At 65.8% G+C, this 14022-nt stretch carries 14 protein-coding genes; 9 read left to right on the plus strand and 5 right to left on the minus strand.

Annotation, left to right across the window (positions count from 1 at the left end; genetic code table 11):
* Window positions 1-206: 206 nt before the first annotated feature.
* Window positions 207-1700, minus strand: coding sequence for a CoA-acylating methylmalonate-semialdehyde dehydrogenase (locus HU735_RS20185; RefSeq protein ID WP_186714944.1), 1494 nt, complete (start codon window positions 1698-1700; stop codon window positions 207-209).
* A 71-nt stretch (window positions 1701-1771) separates the two neighbouring features.
* Entirely contained in the window at window positions 1772-3118 is a 1347-nt protein-coding gene (locus HU735_RS20190; RefSeq protein WP_186714945.1) for an aspartate aminotransferase family protein, read from the minus strand.
* A gap of 119 nt (window positions 3119-3237) precedes the next feature.
* On the opposite strand from HU735_RS20190, the gene HU735_RS20195 reads away from it, so the two are divergent.
* The 5 genes from HU735_RS20195 (at window position 3238) to HU735_RS20215 (ending at window position 7668) form a co-directional block, all read left to right on the plus strand.
* Window positions 3238-4155: a LysR family transcriptional regulator gene (locus HU735_RS20195; protein ID WP_186714946.1), complete on the plus strand. Its 918-nt coding sequence runs from the start codon at window positions 3238-3240 to the stop codon at window positions 4153-4155.
* An 85-nt stretch (window positions 4156-4240) separates the two neighbouring features.
* A complete protein-coding gene (locus HU735_RS20200; protein WP_023629633.1) occupies window positions 4241-4903 on the plus strand; it encodes a TetR/AcrR family transcriptional regulator in 663 nt (220 codons plus the stop codon).
* A gap of 9 nt (window positions 4904-4912) precedes the next feature.
* The gene (locus HU735_RS20205; protein WP_186714947.1) at window positions 4913-5497 is read left to right on the plus strand and encodes a YigZ family protein; all 585 of its coding nucleotides are present in this window, start codon (window positions 4913-4915) and stop codon (window positions 5495-5497) included.
* Window positions 5498-5943: 446 nt separating this feature from the next.
* Complete coding sequence (locus HU735_RS20210; protein ID WP_186714948.1) at window positions 5944-6630, plus strand: SDR family oxidoreductase; 687 nt, start codon at window positions 5944-5946, stop codon at window positions 6628-6630.
* A gap of 87 nt (window positions 6631-6717) precedes the next feature.
* On the plus strand, window positions 6718-7668 hold the full coding sequence (locus tag HU735_RS20215; RefSeq protein ID WP_186714949.1) for an adenosine deaminase: 951 nt from the start codon (window positions 6718-6720) through the stop codon (window positions 7666-7668).
* On the opposite strand, the gene HU735_RS20220 is transcribed toward HU735_RS20215, so the two are convergent.
* Window positions 7665-8375, minus strand: a complete 711-nt coding sequence (locus HU735_RS20220; RefSeq protein ID WP_186714950.1) for a helix-turn-helix transcriptional regulator — start codon at window positions 8373-8375, stop codon at window positions 7665-7667. The genes HU735_RS20215 and HU735_RS20220 overlap by 4 nt on opposite strands.
* A 490-nt stretch (window positions 8376-8865) precedes the next feature.
* Between HU735_RS20220 and HU735_RS27165 the strand changes: the two genes are divergently transcribed.
* Window positions 8866-9063, plus strand: a complete 198-nt coding sequence (locus HU735_RS27165; protein WP_082337625.1) for a hypothetical protein — start codon at window positions 8866-8868, stop codon at window positions 9061-9063.
* On the opposite strand, the gene HU735_RS20225 is transcribed toward HU735_RS27165, so the two are convergent.
* Both HU735_RS20225 and HU735_RS20230 read right to left on the minus strand, forming a co-directional pair.
* A complete protein-coding gene (locus HU735_RS20225; RefSeq protein WP_186714951.1) occupies window positions 9014-10195 on the minus strand; it encodes a multidrug effflux MFS transporter in 1182 nt (393 codons plus the stop codon). The genes HU735_RS27165 and HU735_RS20225 overlap by 50 nt on opposite strands.
* A gap of 234 nt (window positions 10196-10429) precedes the next feature.
* Window positions 10430-10627, minus strand: coding sequence for a cation transporter (locus HU735_RS20230; protein WP_186714952.1), 198 nt, complete (start codon window positions 10625-10627; stop codon window positions 10430-10432).
* A gap of 146 nt (window positions 10628-10773) precedes the next feature.
* Between HU735_RS20230 and HU735_RS20235 the strand changes: the two genes are divergently transcribed.
* From HU735_RS20235 to cueR, 3 genes are read left to right on the plus strand one after another with little or no spacing between them, the layout of a single operon-like run.
* Window positions 10774-11160 carry a hypothetical protein gene (locus HU735_RS20235; RefSeq protein ID WP_186714953.1) on the plus strand — a complete coding sequence of 129 codons (387 nt, stop codon included), beginning with the start codon at window positions 10774-10776 and terminating at the stop codon, window positions 11158-11160.
* Between the two features lie 54 nt (window positions 11161-11214).
* Window positions 11215-13614, plus strand: coding sequence for a heavy metal translocating P-type ATPase (locus HU735_RS20240; RefSeq protein WP_186714954.1), 2400 nt, complete (start codon window positions 11215-11217; stop codon window positions 13612-13614).
* Window positions 13611-14015 (plus strand): Cu(I)-responsive transcriptional regulator, encoded by a 405-nt coding sequence (gene cueR / locus HU735_RS20245; protein ID WP_050703630.1) that lies wholly within the window; start codon window positions 13611-13613, stop codon window positions 14013-14015. Before HU735_RS20240 ends, cueR begins: the two co-directional genes overlap by 4 nt.
* Window positions 14016-14022: the final 7 nt, after the last annotated feature.

Here is a 14022-nt window from a genome sequence, read left to right on the forward strand (position 1 = left end):
AGGTTTTTCGTTTCGACTACGTCGGAAGTGGGGCGCATTATAAGGGGATCTGAACGCCCGTCAACCGTTAATTTCATTAAAGTGAAATATCGGGGGAAAACACCGCGTCGGGGCTGCCAGGTGCTCGCACAGCCCTAGCACCTATATAAACAGGCAAGAAACAAAGCGGGGCAGCCTATCGGCCGCCCCGCTTTCACCCCTACGCCTTACAAGCTCGGGAACGCAAACTGCGAGGCCTCATGGCTGGCCCGCTGTGGCCAGCGCTGGGTGATCGCCTTGCGACGGGTATAGAAGCGCACACCGTCCGGGCCATAGGCATGCAGGTCGCCGAACAGCGAACGCTTCCAGCCACCGAAGCTGTGGTACGCCACCGGCACCGGCAGCGGTACGTTGACGCCGACCATGCCCACTTCGATCTCGTCGCAGAACAGCCGCGCCGCCTCACCGTCACGGGTGAAGATGCAGGTACCGTTGCCGTACTCATGCTCGTTGATCAGCTGCATGGCCTGTTCCAGGCTGTTCACCCGCACCACGCACAGCACCGGGCCGAAGATCTCTTCCTTATAGATGCGCATCTCGGGGGTGACCTTGTCGAACAGGGTACCGCCGACGAAATAGCCATCCTCGTTACCGGCCACACGGTAGCCGCGACCATCGACCACCAGCTTGGCGCCAGCGGCAACGCCGTCATCGATATAGCCCACCACCTTGTCACGCGCGGCGGCGGTCACCAGCGGGCCCATGTCCAGGCCACAGGCAGTGCCGGCACCGATCTTCAGCGCCTTGATCTGCGGCTCCAGCTTGGCGATCAGCGCATCGGCCACCTGGTCGCCGACACACACCGCCACCGAAATGGCCATGCAGCGTTCGCCGCAGGAACCGTAGGCCGCGCCCATCAGCGCGCTGACGGCGTTGTCCAGGTCGGCGTCGGGCATCAGTACCGCATGGTTCTTCGCGCCACCCAGGGCCTGGACGCGCTTGCCGCGCTTGGTGCCCTCGGCATAGATGTACTCGGCGATCGGGGTCGAACCGACGAAACTCAGGGCCTTGACCTCCGGCGCCTCGATCAGCGCATCGACCGCTTCCTTGTCGCCATGCACGACGTTGAGGATGCCCTTCGGCAGGCCGGCTTCCAGCAGCAGCTGGGCGATGTACAGGGTCGAGCTCGGATCGCGCTCGGACGGTTTGAGGATGAAGGCGTTGCCGCAGGCGATGGCCAGCGGGTACATCCACAGCGGCACCATGGCCGGGAAGTTGAACGGGGTGATGCCGGCGACGATGCCCAGCGGCTGGAAGTCGGACCAGGCATCGATGTTCGGGCCGACGTTGCGGCTGTACTCGCCCTTGAGTAGCTCAGGGGCGGCGCAGGCGAACTCGACGTTCTCGATGCCGCGCTTGAGCTCACCCGCGGCGTCCTCCACGGTCTTGCCGTGCTCCTCGCCGATCATCTGCGAGATCTTCGCCTCGTTCTGCTCCAGCAGCTGCTTGAAGCGGAACATCACCTGGGCACGCTTGGCCGGCGGGGTGTTGCGCCAGGCCGGGAAGGCGGCCTTGGCCGAATCGATGGCCTGCTGGATGGTGGCGCGGCTGGCCAGTTCGACCTTGCGCACGGCCTGGCCGGTGGACGGGTTGAAGACATCGGCGGTGCGCTCGCCCTTGGTGACCAGCTCGCCGTGGATCAGGTGCTGAACAATGCTCATGCAGAACTCCAGATAAAGAAGGTAGAGACAGGCGCGTGGTACTCACGCGCCCGACTTCGAATTCGGAAAAATCAGTCGACCTTGTTCAGGACTTCGCCCACCGCGTCGAACAGGCGATCCAGTTCCTGCGGCTGGGTGTTGAAGGTTGGCCCGAACTGCAGGGTGTCGCCACCGAAGCGCACATAGAAGCCGGCTTGCCACAGCTTCATGGCCGCCTCGTACGGACGGACGATGGCGTCACCGTCGCGCGCGGCAATCTGGATGGCGCCCGCCAGGCCATAGTTGCGGATGTCGACGACGTTCTTCGTCCCCTTGATGCCGTGCAGCAGCTTCTCGAAGTGTGGCGCCAACTCGGCGGCGGACTGCACCAGGTTTTCCTTTTGCAGCAGGTCCAGCGCGGCGATACCGGCGGCGCAGGCGACCGGGTGCGCCGAGTAGGTGTAGCCGTGGGGGAATTCCACCGCGTACTCGGGGGTCGGCTGGTTCATGAAGGTCTGGTAGATCTCGCTGGTGGCGATCACCGCGCCCATCGGAATGGCGCCGTTGGTGACCTGCTTGGCAATGCACATCAGGTCCGGGGTGACACCGAAGGCTTCGGCGCCGGTCATTGCACCCATGCGGCCGAAGCCGGTGATCACTTCGTCGAATATCAGCAGGATGTTGTGCTGGCTGCAGATCTCGCGCAGGCGCTTGAGGTAACCCTTCGGTGGCGGCAGCACACCGGCGGAACCGGCCAGCGGTTCGACGATCACCGCGGCGATGTTCGAGGCGTCATGCAGCTCGATCAGCTTGAGCATCTCGTCGGCCAGGGCGATGCCGCCCTCTTCCGGCATGCCCTTGCTGAACACGTTGGCCGGCAGCAAGGTGTGCGGCAGGTGGTCGACGTCCAGCAACTGGCCGAACAGCTTGCGGTTGCCGTTGACGCCGCCCAGGCTGGTGCCGGCGATATTCACGCCGTGGTAGCCGCGGGCACGGCCGATGATCTTGGTCTTGGTGGCCTGGCCCTTCAGGCGCCAGTAGGCACGGACCATCTTCAGCGCGGTGTCGGCGCACTCGGAACCGGAGTTGGTGAAGAACACGTGGTTCAGGTCGCCCGGCACCAGGTCGACGATCTTCTCGGCCAGCTGGAACGACAGCGGGTGGCCAAACTGGAAGGCCGGCGAATAATCGAGGGTGGCGACCTGGCGGGCCACCGCCTCGCTGATCTCCTTGCGGGTATGCCCAGCACCGCAGGTCCACAGGCCCGAGAGGGCGTCGAACACCTTGCGGCCCTTGTCGTCGACCAGGTAGTTGCCTTCGGCCGCCACGATCAGCCGCGGGTCGCGCTGGAAGTTGCGGTTGGCGGTGTACGGCATCCAGTGGGCGTCCAGCTTGAGCTGGCTGGCCAGACCGGCCTGGGCGGTTTCGGGCATGTTCATCGGGCGATTCCTCGGAAGACGATTAGGCAACGATGGGTGTTGTTGCAGCTAAATTGTCACGGCGATAAAGTTCGAAAAACCCAGCATTTCTAATCTTCAGTCAGCGGATAACTAAACTAATGAGCCGACGCCCCGATCCCCTCGCCCAGGTCAGCGATTTCGACATCCGCCTGCTGAAAATCTACCGCAGCGTGGTCGAATGCGGCGGCTTCTCGGCGGCGGAGAACGTGCTGGGGATCGGCCGCTCGGCGATCAGCCAGCAGATGAACGACCTCGAGCAACGCCTGGGGCTGCGTCTGTGCCAACGAGGCCGCGCCGGTTTTTCGCTGACAGAGGAAGGCCGCGAGGTCTACCACTCGGCGCTGCAGTTGCTCAGCGCCCTGGAAACCTTTCGCACCGAAGTGAACGGCCTGCACCAGCACTTGCGCGGCGAACTGAACATCGGCCTCACCGACAACCTGGTGACCCTGCCGCACATGCGCATCACCCACGCCCTGGCCGAACTGAAGGACCGTGGCCCTGACGTACATATCCAGATCCGCATGATCGCGCCCAGCCAGGTCGAACAGGGCGTACTCGACGGCAGCCTGCATGTCGGCGTGGTGCCACAGACCAGCCCGCTCTCCGGGCTTGAATACCAGCCGCTGTACAGCGAGCGCTCGCTGCTCTACTGCGCGGTCGGCCATCCGCTGTTCTATGCCGATGACCAGCAGATCGACGACGATCGCCTCAATAGCCAGGATGCGATCGCCCCGACCTTCCGCCTGCCGGCCGACATCCAGGCCCATTACCAGGCCCTGCGCTGCACCGCCAGCGCCTCGGACCGCGAAGGCATGGCCTTCCTCATCCTCACCGGGCGCTACATCGGCTACCTACCCGACCATTACGCGATGTTCTGGGTGCAGCAGGGACGCCTGCGTGCGCTCAAGCCCGCCCAGCGCTTCTATGACCTGGGCCTGAGTTGGGTGACGCGCAAGGGCCGCCGGCCGAACCTGGTGCTGGAAAGCTTCCTCGAGAGTCTGGCTGCGACACGTTGATACGCATCTCTACCGCTAATGCTTGTCACTTCGGCACAGGCAGGTAATCTGTCGGACATCCGTAACGACCCGCCCGGAATCGTCCATGACCCTAGAAGTCCCTGCGCATCGCTCCCCCGCCTCGGGCAAGCCCGCTGGCCGCATTCGCCAGAAGAACGAGCAGGCCATCATCCAGGCCGCCGAAGACGAGTTCGCCCGGCACGGCTACAAGGGCACGAGCATGAACACCATCGCGCTCAAGGCCGGGCTGCCCAAGGCCAACCTGCACTACTACTTCACCAACAAGCTGGGCCTGTATATCGCGGTGCTGAGCAACATCATCGAGCTGTGGGACAGCACCTTCAACGCCCTGAGCGTGGAGGACGACCCGGCCGAGGCGCTTAGCCAGTACATCCGCACCAAGATGGAATTCTCCCGGCGCAACCCGCAGGCCTCGCGAATCTTCGCCATGGAAGTGATCAGCGGCGGCGAATGCCTGAGCGAGTACTTCAGCGCTGACTACCGCGAATGGTTCCGTGGCCGTGCCGCAGTGTTCCAGGCCTGGATGGACGCCGGCAAGATGGACCGGGTGGACCCTGTGCACCTGATCTTCCTGCTCTGGGGCAGCACCCAGCACTATGCCGACTTCGCCACCCAGATCTGCCAGGTGACCGGCCGCAGCCGGCTGACCAAGCAGGACATGGAAGACGCCAGCAACAACCTTATCCACATCATTCTCAAAGGCTGCGGCATCAGCACGCCCGCCTGACCCGGACTTATGCCTTCTACCCTGCTCGAGCTCTGCGAGTTCCGCGAGGAAATCCGCAAGAGCCGCTTCATCACCCTCGCCGGCCCGATCAGCAGCCCGGCCGAGGCCATGGCCTTCATCGAACGCCACAGCGACCTGGCGGCCACCCACAACTGCTGGGCCTGGAAGCTCGGCGGCCAATACCGCAGCAGCGATGACGGCGAGCCCGGCGGCACGGCCGGGCGACCGATCCTTGCCGCCATCGAGGCCCAGGACTGCGACCAGGTGGTGGTGCTGGTGATCCGCTGGTACGGCGGCATCCAGCTCGGCACCGGTGGCCTGGCCCGGGCCTATGGCGGCGGCGCCAACAAGTGCCTGCAGCAGGCGCCCAAGCGCTTGCTGGTGCAGCGCAGCGAGTTCATCTGCAGTTGCACCTTCAGCGAACTGGCGCTGGTCAAGCTGCGCCTGGGCGAAGTCGACGGCCTGGTGATGGACGAGCAGTTCACCGCCAACGGCGTCGACCTGCGCATCGCCTTGGGTGACAGCCACCTCGAGGTGCTGCAGCAGCAGCTCGCCGACCTGAGCCGCGGGCGTATCCTGCTGGAACGGGGCTGAGCGTTGCCCACAACTGCTGTGGGCCTGCCTGTGGATAAGCTTGGGGCACTCCGCTGCAGGCCTTGTTCCGCAAGGCCTGCAGCGTATTGAGCATATTTTGATCACATTTGTGTGACATTAACCCAAGTCACTGAAAGCGTGTGAGTTATCCCCAGTCAGAAGCGACTGCGTTCCCTGAAACGGGCATTTTCAGGCTGTCGCGCTTGCACACAATTACTGTGGAGCAGCCTGTGGATAACCCGTGAACCACCCTGTCAGACCCCGTCTCCACAGGCCTTTCAGACCATAGATCATTTTTTGACCAGCCGCGACAGGGCAGCCGACCTCCTCCTGGTTTATGCTCGTCACCCAGGCCTTCCCCTGTAGAGGGCAACCACCACCTTGTCGCGCGGCGAGTGAACCTGTGCACAGCAGCGCTCGCCGCGCCCTTGATATGGAGTATCGCTATGACCGCCAACAAGACCGCCCTCATCATCGGTGCCTCCCGAGGCCTTGGCCTGGGCCTGGTGCAACGCCTGCGCGAAGATGGCTGGAACGTCGTCGCCACCGTGCGCGACCCGCAACAGCCGGGTGCGCTGGGCGAAGTCTCCGGGGTGCGCATCGAGCGCCTGGAGATGAACGATACCGCCCAGCTCGACGGGCTCAAGCAGCGCCTGCAAGGTGAAGTGTTCGACCTGGTGTTCGTCAATGCCGGGGTGATGGGCCCGCTGCCGCAGGATCTGGAAAGCGTGCAGGTACAGCAGATCGGCGACCTGTTCATGACCAACGCCGTGGCGCCGATCCGTGTGGCCCGCCGCCTGGCCGGCCAGGTGCGCGAAGGCAGCGGCGTGCTGGCCTTCATGAGTTCGATCCTGGGCAGCGTGACCATCCCCGATGGTGGCGAAGTCTGCCTGTACAAGGCCAGCAAGGCCGCGCTCAACTCGATGATCAACAGCTTCGTGGTCGACCTGCAGCGTCCCGACCTGGCCGTGCTGGCCATGCACCCGGGCTGGGTGAAGACCGACATGGGCGGCGAGAACGCCGAGATCGACGTGCTCACCAGCACCCATGGCATGCTCGAGCAGATCAAGGCCCAGAGCGGCAACGGTGGCCTGCGCTTCATCAACTACAAGGGTGAGTCGCTCATCTGGTAAACCCGGGCGATACCGGCCTGGGTGGGCGCATTGCCCGGCCAGGCCCTGTAGAATGGCGGCCAACCGTACCTGATCGAGATTGCACACATGTATGAATGGCTGAACGCCTTGCCCAAGGCGGAACTGCACATGCACCTGGAGGGCTCGCTGGAGCCCGAACTGCTGTTCGCCCTGGCCGAACGCAACAAGATCGCCCTGCCCTGGGCGGACGTCGAGACCCTGCGCAGCGCCTATGCCTTCAACAACCTGCAGGAATTCCTCGACCTCTACTACCAGGGCGCCGATGTCCTGCGCACCGAGCAGGACTTCTACGACCTGACCTGGGCTTACCTGCAGCGCTGCAAGGCGCAGAACGTCATCCACACCGAGCCATTCTTCGACCCGCAGACCCACACCGACCGAGGCATCCCGTTCGAGGTGGTGCTCGAGGGCATCAACCGGGCCCTGAAGGATGGTCGCGAGCAGTTGGGCATCAGCAGTGGTCTGATCCTCAGCTTCCTGCGCCACCTGAGCGAAGACGAAGCGCACAAGACCCTGGACCAGGCCCTGCCCTTCCGCGACGCCTTCGTCGCCGTGGGCCTGGACAGCTCGGAGAAAGGCCATCCGCCGAGCAAGTTCCAGCGCGTCTTCGACCGCGCCCGCAGCGAAGGTTTCCTGACCGTGGCCCATGCCGGCGAGGAAGGCCCGCCCGAGTACATCTGGGAAGCCCTCGACCTGCTGAAGATCCAGCGCATCGACCACGGCGTGCGCGCCATCGAGGACGAGCGCCTGATGCAGCGCATCATCGACGAGCAGATCCCGCTGACCGTCTGCCCCCTGTCCAACACCAAGCTGTGCGTGTTCGAACACATGGGCCAGCACAACATCCTCGACATGCTCGAGCGTGGCGTGAAGGTCACGGTCAACTCCGATGATCCGGCCTACTTCGGTGGCTATGTCACCGAGAACTTCCACGCCCTGCACCAGCACCTGGGCATGACCCAGGACCAGGCACGCCGCCTGGCGCAGAACAGCCTGGACGCGCGGCTGGTCCGCTAGCCGGCCTGTCGGGCCGGGAGGCAGGCGATCGCGTTGATCTGCTGCTGGCCGAGCGGTGTGAGCTGCACCGCCCGGCTGCCCTCCTGCTCACGCACCCAGCCCGACTGGGTAAACAATCGAAGCAGGGCCTTGCCCAGGCAACCGCCCAGGTGCGGGCCCTGATCGTTCCATTTGCTGCAGTGGCAGATCACGCAGCCGCGCCGGTCACCAGCGGCTAGCGCATCAATGAACACCCCCAGCGCCTCCAGATGCTCCTTGCCCTCCTGGCTCACCGACAGGTACTGCTCGCTTCCTTCCAGCCAACCGGCCACATGCAGGCGGTGGAGCAGCGCGGCGGCCACTTCGCCGCCCAGGTGGTCGCCACACAGGCGCGCCTTGCGCATCGACAGGGGAATCTGCAGCGTCGTGCCCTGCTCTGCCGGTGAGCGGCTCGCCAGTTGAACGCTGGCCAGCGCCTCCACCGCGGTGCCGACCTCCGGCGTGGCCAGGCGGAAGAAGCGCTTGCGGCCACGCGCCTCATGCCTGAGCAGCCCGGCACTGGACAACAGCGACAGGTGCGCGCAGGCCGACGAGGTGCTCAAGCCGGTGAGCACGGCAAGCTCGTCCGCCGCACGCGGGGTGCCATCGATCAACGCCCACAACATGGCGCTGCGCTTGGGATCGGCCATCAGGTTGGCAACCTGACTGATGCTGCGGACTGCGTTCATGAACCTGAAGCTCCCTGATGAATCCCGCCTGCTGGCGAACGCCGCAGATGCCCTGCCTCCGGTGTGGGCAAGCGCGGGATGGTTCGTGTGCCGGATGATCGGCGCCAGCCGCGCAAAACGCTCACGCCACGCTGGTCGCCGGAGGCAGTATAAGCCGCTGGAAGGCGCTCGCCGTGAGGGAGGCATGGCCCAGGCGGGTCGGCATTCGCCTCCCAAAAAACGTTCTGAAAGATGCGTCTGTCAGAGCGATAGACGGCTGATCCTGCTCATCCCCCGTACTACCGTGGCTGTAGCGAGAACGAAGCTGACAGCTGCTATCAGGGGGCTCGATATGTCCGACAGTGAAGGGGAATATTTCCGCCTTGCAAAACAGAAGGTCTCCCTACTTCAGACCGTCATGACCGTCAGTCAGGGTACTGACCCTGGTCATGGCACGGGGCGGGGGCAGCGCTACACTAGATCCGCTCCCGCTCACTGGAGGTGGATCGCGATGAAGATTGTCGTCAGTGCGTCGAACCGGAATCCCGCCTGCCCCTGGCAGGTCCAGCTCGACCAGCATGTGGTGAGTTTCCGTAGCGAGGCCGAGGCACGGTCGTTCGTCGCCCTGCTGGAGGCGCGCCTCAACGCGCCCCACCCGCTCACGCAGGCCGGCTGGCCTGCAGGCGCCGGGTCAGCACTGCGACACTGACCACCAGCGCGCCGCACAGGCTGATCACCAGCGCCATGGGCACCGCGCTGCCATCGTGCAGCACCCCGACCAGCGCCGCCGCGCCCGCGGCGACGCTGAACTGCAGGCAGCCCATCAGGGCCGAGGCACTGCCCGCACGCGTACCTTGCCCGCTCATGGCGCAGGCCGAGGCGTTGGGGATGATGCAGCCGAGGCTGGCGATGCACACGAACAGCGGTACCAGTAATGGCCAGAGCTGTGCCGGGCGCAACGCCGCGACCACCAGCAGCGCCAGCGCCGCCACCAGGTACAACCACACCGCTCGCGCCAGCAGGAACGCCGGGCCGCGCTTGGCCAGCAGCCGCGCATTGACCTGGGCCATCAGGATGAAGCCGGCAGCGTTGGTGCCGAACAACCAGCCGTAGTGCTCGGGCGGCACACCGTAGAGTTTGATGAACACGAACGGCGAACCGGCGATGTAGGCGAACATCCCGGCGATGGCGATGCCACCGGTCAGTGCATGGCCGACGAACACCCGGTCGCCGAGCAGGCTCAGGTACTGGCGCAGCGCGCCCGACAGCGGCTGGCGCGGAATATGGGCCGGCAGGCTTTCCGGCAGGCCCAGGCTGACAGCCACCAGGCACGCCGCGCTGAACAGGCCCAGGGCGAGGAAGATCGACTGCCAGCCGGCCACGTTGACCAGCACGCCACCGAGCATCGGCGCGAGGATCGGCGCCAGGCCCATCACCAGCATCAACTGCGAGAACACCTTGGCCGAGGCCACCGCGTCACACTTGTCGCTGACGATCGCCCGCGACAGCACCATCCCGGCGCAACCGCCCAGGGCCTGGACGAACCGCGCCAGGATCAGGCTGTCGAGATTGGGCGCATAGGCGCAGGCCAGCGACGCCACGGTGAACAGGCCGACCCCGAACAGCAGCGGCAGGCGCCGGCCGAAACGGTCGGCCACCGGCCCGTAGGCGAGCTGGCCCAGGGACAGGCCGAGGAAGTAGGCGGCCAGGGTGGCCTGCACATGCTTTTCGTCGGTGCCGAAGGCATGCGCCATGGCCGGGAAGGCCGGCAGATAGAAGTCGATCGCCAGAGGCCCGAACGCACTGAGGGCGCCGAGAATCAGCAAGGTTCGCAGGTTCATGGAGAATCCATAGCAGGCTAAGCAAGTTCGCTAGTCTACCTGCACTGGATCACCCGGCGTTGAAAACCTTTGTAATAATTGATCCTGCGTGTCCTGTAGGAAAAGGCAGAGAAAAAGGTTGCAGCAGGATCAACGTGGGAGCGGGCTTGCCCTGCGATGAGGCCAACCAGGCCAACATCATTGCCTGTTCTGGCGCTATCGCGGGGCAAGCCCGCTCCTACAGAGGTTGCCTTGTCAGGCCACTTCGGCCTGATACCCCTCTTCACGAATCGCCGCCAGGATCCGATCCGCCGCCAGGACACTCTCCACCCGCACCTGCCGCGCCGCCAGGTCCACTTCCACCCGCGCCGCCGCATCCTGCTCCTGCACCGCCCGGGTCACGCCCTTCACGCAATGACCACAGGTCATGCCTTGCACATTGAACACTTGCATCGAGGTTGCCTCCTTGTGGGTTTTGCCCAGTCTCAGCCTTGCCATCGGGGCAAGGTCAAGTTCCGCGGATAACGGCCGGGCTGGAAATCCGCGCGCGGCTCGGCCAAGCTGCGCCTTTGACGATTTTGGCAAGCAGGAGATTTTTCATGATCAGGGCAGCATTGGGCCTCGTCGGATTGCTGGGCGCACTGGCCGTCGTGCCACCGGCCAGCGCCGAGGGCAATTCGGACTACAGCGTGCTGATCATTTCCCGGGAACGCCTGGAGGTGGCCACCAGCTGCGAGATCGGTATCTACCTCAATGACCAGCTGTCCGGCCGCCTGTTCCAGGAACAGGCGACCTCGTTCAACCTGCCGCCGGGCCCCGTCGATGTGCGCCTGCGCCTGCTGCCCGGGCAGGTACCCGGCTGCGCGCCCGGTGTCGAGGACCAGCGCAGCACGCGGCTGACCCTGCAGGCGGGCCAGATCAACAAATACCGGATCGCCATGGGGCAAAATGGCCTGGTGCTCAAGAGAGCCGGCCTGGGCTATTGACCTTGCCCGCATGGCAAGGTTGATGCTGGAGGCCTGTCCACGGAGGAGAGAGCCATGCCCGCATCCACCACCTTCGACCTGCCGATCGGCGGCATGACCTGCGCCAGCTGCGCAGGTCGGGTCGAACGCGCCCTGCGCAAGGTCACCGGTACCGAACACGTCAGCGTCAACCTCGCCACCGAGCAGGCCCGGGTCCAGGCCCCGGCCGACAGCCTGCCGGCACTGGTCGACGCGGTGCGCGACGCCGGCTACAGCGTCCCCACCCGCACCCTCGAACTGCAGATCGGCGGCATGACCTGCGCCAGCTGCGCCGGCCGGGTCGAGCGCGCCCTCGGCAAACTGCCGGGGGTCGAGCAGGTCAGCGTCAACCTGGCCAGCGAACGCGCCCACCTCGAAGTGCTCGAGGGCGTCGACGACGGTGCGCTGATTGCCGCAGTCGAGAAGGCCGGCTACAGCGCCACCCTGCCGCTTGCCAGCCACGATGACCAGGCCCAGGCCCGACGCCGCCTGCGCAACGAACGCCTGGCGGTCGCCGCCGCCCTGCTGCTGGCCCTGCCACTGGTGCTGCCAATGCTGGTGCAACCGTTCGGCCTGCACTGGATGCTGCCGGCATGGGCGCAGTTCCTGCTGGCCACCCCGGTGCAGTTCATCCTTGGCGCGCGCTTCTACGTCGCCGCCTGGAAGGCCGTGCGCGCCGGCGCCGGCAACATGGACCTGCTGGTCGCCCTGGGCACCAGCGCCGGCTACGGCCTGAGCCTGTACCAATGGGCCAATGCGCACGCCGGCATGGAGCCGCACCTGTACTTCGAAGCCTCGGCGGTGGTGATCGCCCTGGTGCTGCTGGGCAAGTACCTGGAAAGCCGCGCCAAGCGCCAGACCGCCAGCGCCATCCGGGCACTGGAAGCCCTGCGTCCGGAACGCGCCGTGCGGGTTATCGACGGGCGCGAGGAAGACGTCGCCATCAGCCAGCTGCGCCTCGACGATGTGGTGCTGGTCAAGCCCGGCGAACGCTTCCCGGTCGATGGCCAGGTGCTCGAAGGCAGCAGCCACGCCGACGAAGCCCTGATCAGCGGTGAAAGCCTGCCAGTGCCCAAGCAGCCCGGCGACGCAGTAACCGGTGGCGCCATCAACGGCGAAGGCCGCCTGCTGGTGAAGACCCTGGCGCTGGGCACCGAGACCGTGCTCGCCCGCATCATCCGCCTGGTCGAGGACGCCCAGGCGGCCAAGGCGCCGATCCAGAAGCTGGTCGACCGGGTCAGCCAGGTGTTCGTCCCTGCGGTGCTGGTACTGGCCCTGGTCACCCTGGTCGGCTGGTGGCTGGCAGGCGCACCGCTGGAAACCGCGCTGATCAACGCCGTCGCCGTGCTGGTGATCGCCTGTCCCTGCGCCTTGGGCTTGGCCACGCCCGCGGCGATCATGGCCGGCACCGGCGTCGCCGCCCGCCATGGCATCCTGATCAAGGACGCCGAAGCGCTGGAGCGCGCCCATGCGGTCAACCGCGTGGTGTTCGACAAGACCGGCACCCTCACCTCCGGCAGCCCGCGCATCGTCCATCAGCAGGCCAGCAGCGGCGATGACAACGATCTGCTGCGCCTGGCCGGCGCCCTGCAACGCGGCAGCGAACACCCGTTGGCCAAAGCGGTGTTCGACGCCTGCGCCGAACGCAATCTTGACGTACCGCAAGTGACCGACAGCCAGTCCCTCACCGGCCGTGGCATCGCCGGCCAGGTGGACGGCCGCGAGCTGGCCCTGGGCAACCGCCGCCTGCTCGACGAGAGCCAACTGCTGCCTGGCGAACTGGCGGCCAGTGCCCAGGCCTGGGAGGCCGAGGGACGCACCTTGTCCTGGCTGATCGAGCGCGGCAGCCAGCCTCGCGTGCTAGGCCTGTTCGCCTTTGGCGACAGCCTCAAGCCTGGCGCCGGCCAGGCCATCGCCGCCTTGCATGCGCGCCACATCAGCAGCCACCTGCTGACCGGCGACAACCGCGGCAGCGCCAAGGTGGTGGCCGAGGCCCTCGGCATCGACGACGTGCACGCCGAAGTGCTGCCAGCGGACAAGGCCGCCACGGTGGCCGCGCTCAAGCAGCAGGGCGTGGTGGCCATGGTCGGCGACGGCATCAACGATGCCCCGGCGCTGGCGGCCGCCGACATCGGCATCGCCATGGGCGGTGGCACCGACGTGGCCATGCAGGCAGCCGGCATCACCCTGATGCGCGGCGACCCGCGCCTGGTGCCCGCCGCCCTGGAGATCAGCCGCAAGACCTACGCGAAGATCCGCCAGAACCTGTTCTGGGCATTCATCTACAACCTGATCGGCATCCCCCTGGCCGCGCTGGGCTACCTCAATCCGGTGCTGGCCGGCGCCGCCATGGCGTTGTCCAGCGTCAGTGTGGTGAGCAATGCCCTGTGGCTGAAGACCTGGAAACCCACCGCCATCGACCAGGAGGCCCCATGAACATCGGCCAGGCCGCCCGCCGCAGCGGGCTCAGCGCCAAGATGATCCGCTACTACGAGTCCATCGGCCTGCTGCGCCCCGCCACGCGCAGCGAAAGCGGCTACCGGCTGTACCAGCAGGAGGACCTGCACAGCCTGGCGTTCATCAAGCGCTCGCGCGACCTGGGCTTTTCCCTGGAGGAAGTCGCCAGGCTGCTGACCCTGTGGCAGGACCGCCAGCGCGCCAGCGCCGACGTGAAGGCCCTGGCCATGCAGCATATCGAGGCGCTGAACAAGCGCATCGAGGAGCTGGTGAGCCTGCGCGACACCCTCGGCGAGCTGGTGGCCCACTGCCAGGGCGACGACCGGCCGGACTGTCCGATCCTCAAGGACCTGGCCAATGGCAGCGGGTGTTGTCACTGACAGAGGC

It is taken from the genome of Pseudomonas sp. BW16M2, assembly GCF_014268865.1.
Lineage (GTDB): Bacteria > Pseudomonadota > Gammaproteobacteria > Pseudomonadales > Pseudomonadaceae > Aquipseudomonas > Aquipseudomonas peradeniyensis.

Excerpts from the sequence above, each read along its gene's own strand:
- cueR (WP_050703630.1), top strand. The coding sequence starts at position 13,611 with ATGAACATCGGCCAGGCCGCCCGCCGCAGCGGGCTCAGCGCCAAGATG.
- HU735_RS20235 (WP_186714953.1), top strand. The coding sequence starts at position 10,774 with ATGATCAGGGCAGCATTGGGCCTCGTCGGATTGCTGGGCGCACTGGCC.
- HU735_RS20190 (WP_186714945.1), bottom strand. The coding sequence starts at position 3,118 with ATGAACATGCCCGAAACCGCCCAGGCCGGTCTGGCCAGCCAGCTCAAG.
- HU735_RS27165 (WP_082337625.1), top strand. The coding sequence starts at position 8,866 with ATGAAGATTGTCGTCAGTGCGTCGAACCGGAATCCCGCCTGCCCCTGG.
- HU735_RS20225 (WP_186714951.1), bottom strand. The coding sequence starts at position 10,195 with ATGAACCTGCGAACCTTGCTGATTCTCGGCGCCCTCAGTGCGTTCGGG.
- HU735_RS20215 (WP_186714949.1), top strand. The coding sequence starts at position 6,718 with ATGTATGAATGGCTGAACGCCTTGCCCAAGGCGGAACTGCACATGCAC.
- HU735_RS20230 (WP_186714952.1), bottom strand. The coding sequence starts at position 10,627 with ATGCAAGTGTTCAATGTGCAAGGCATGACCTGTGGTCATTGCGTGAAG.
- HU735_RS20205 (WP_186714947.1), top strand. The coding sequence starts at position 4,913 with ATGCCTTCTACCCTGCTCGAGCTCTGCGAGTTCCGCGAGGAAATCCGC.
- HU735_RS20200 (WP_023629633.1), top strand. The coding sequence starts at position 4,241 with ATGACCCTAGAAGTCCCTGCGCATCGCTCCCCCGCCTCGGGCAAGCCC.
- HU735_RS20210 (WP_186714948.1), top strand. The coding sequence starts at position 5,944 with ATGACCGCCAACAAGACCGCCCTCATCATCGGTGCCTCCCGAGGCCTT.
- HU735_RS20185 (WP_186714944.1), bottom strand. The coding sequence starts at position 1,700 with ATGAGCATTGTTCAGCACCTGATCCACGGCGAGCTGGTCACCAAGGGC.
- HU735_RS20220 (WP_186714950.1), bottom strand. The coding sequence starts at position 8,375 with ATGAACGCAGTCCGCAGCATCAGTCAGGTTGCCAACCTGATGGCCGAT.
- HU735_RS20195 (WP_186714946.1), top strand. The coding sequence starts at position 3,238 with ATGAGCCGACGCCCCGATCCCCTCGCCCAGGTCAGCGATTTCGACATC.
- HU735_RS20240 (WP_186714954.1), top strand. The coding sequence starts at position 11,215 with ATGCCCGCATCCACCACCTTCGACCTGCCGATCGGCGGCATGACCTGC.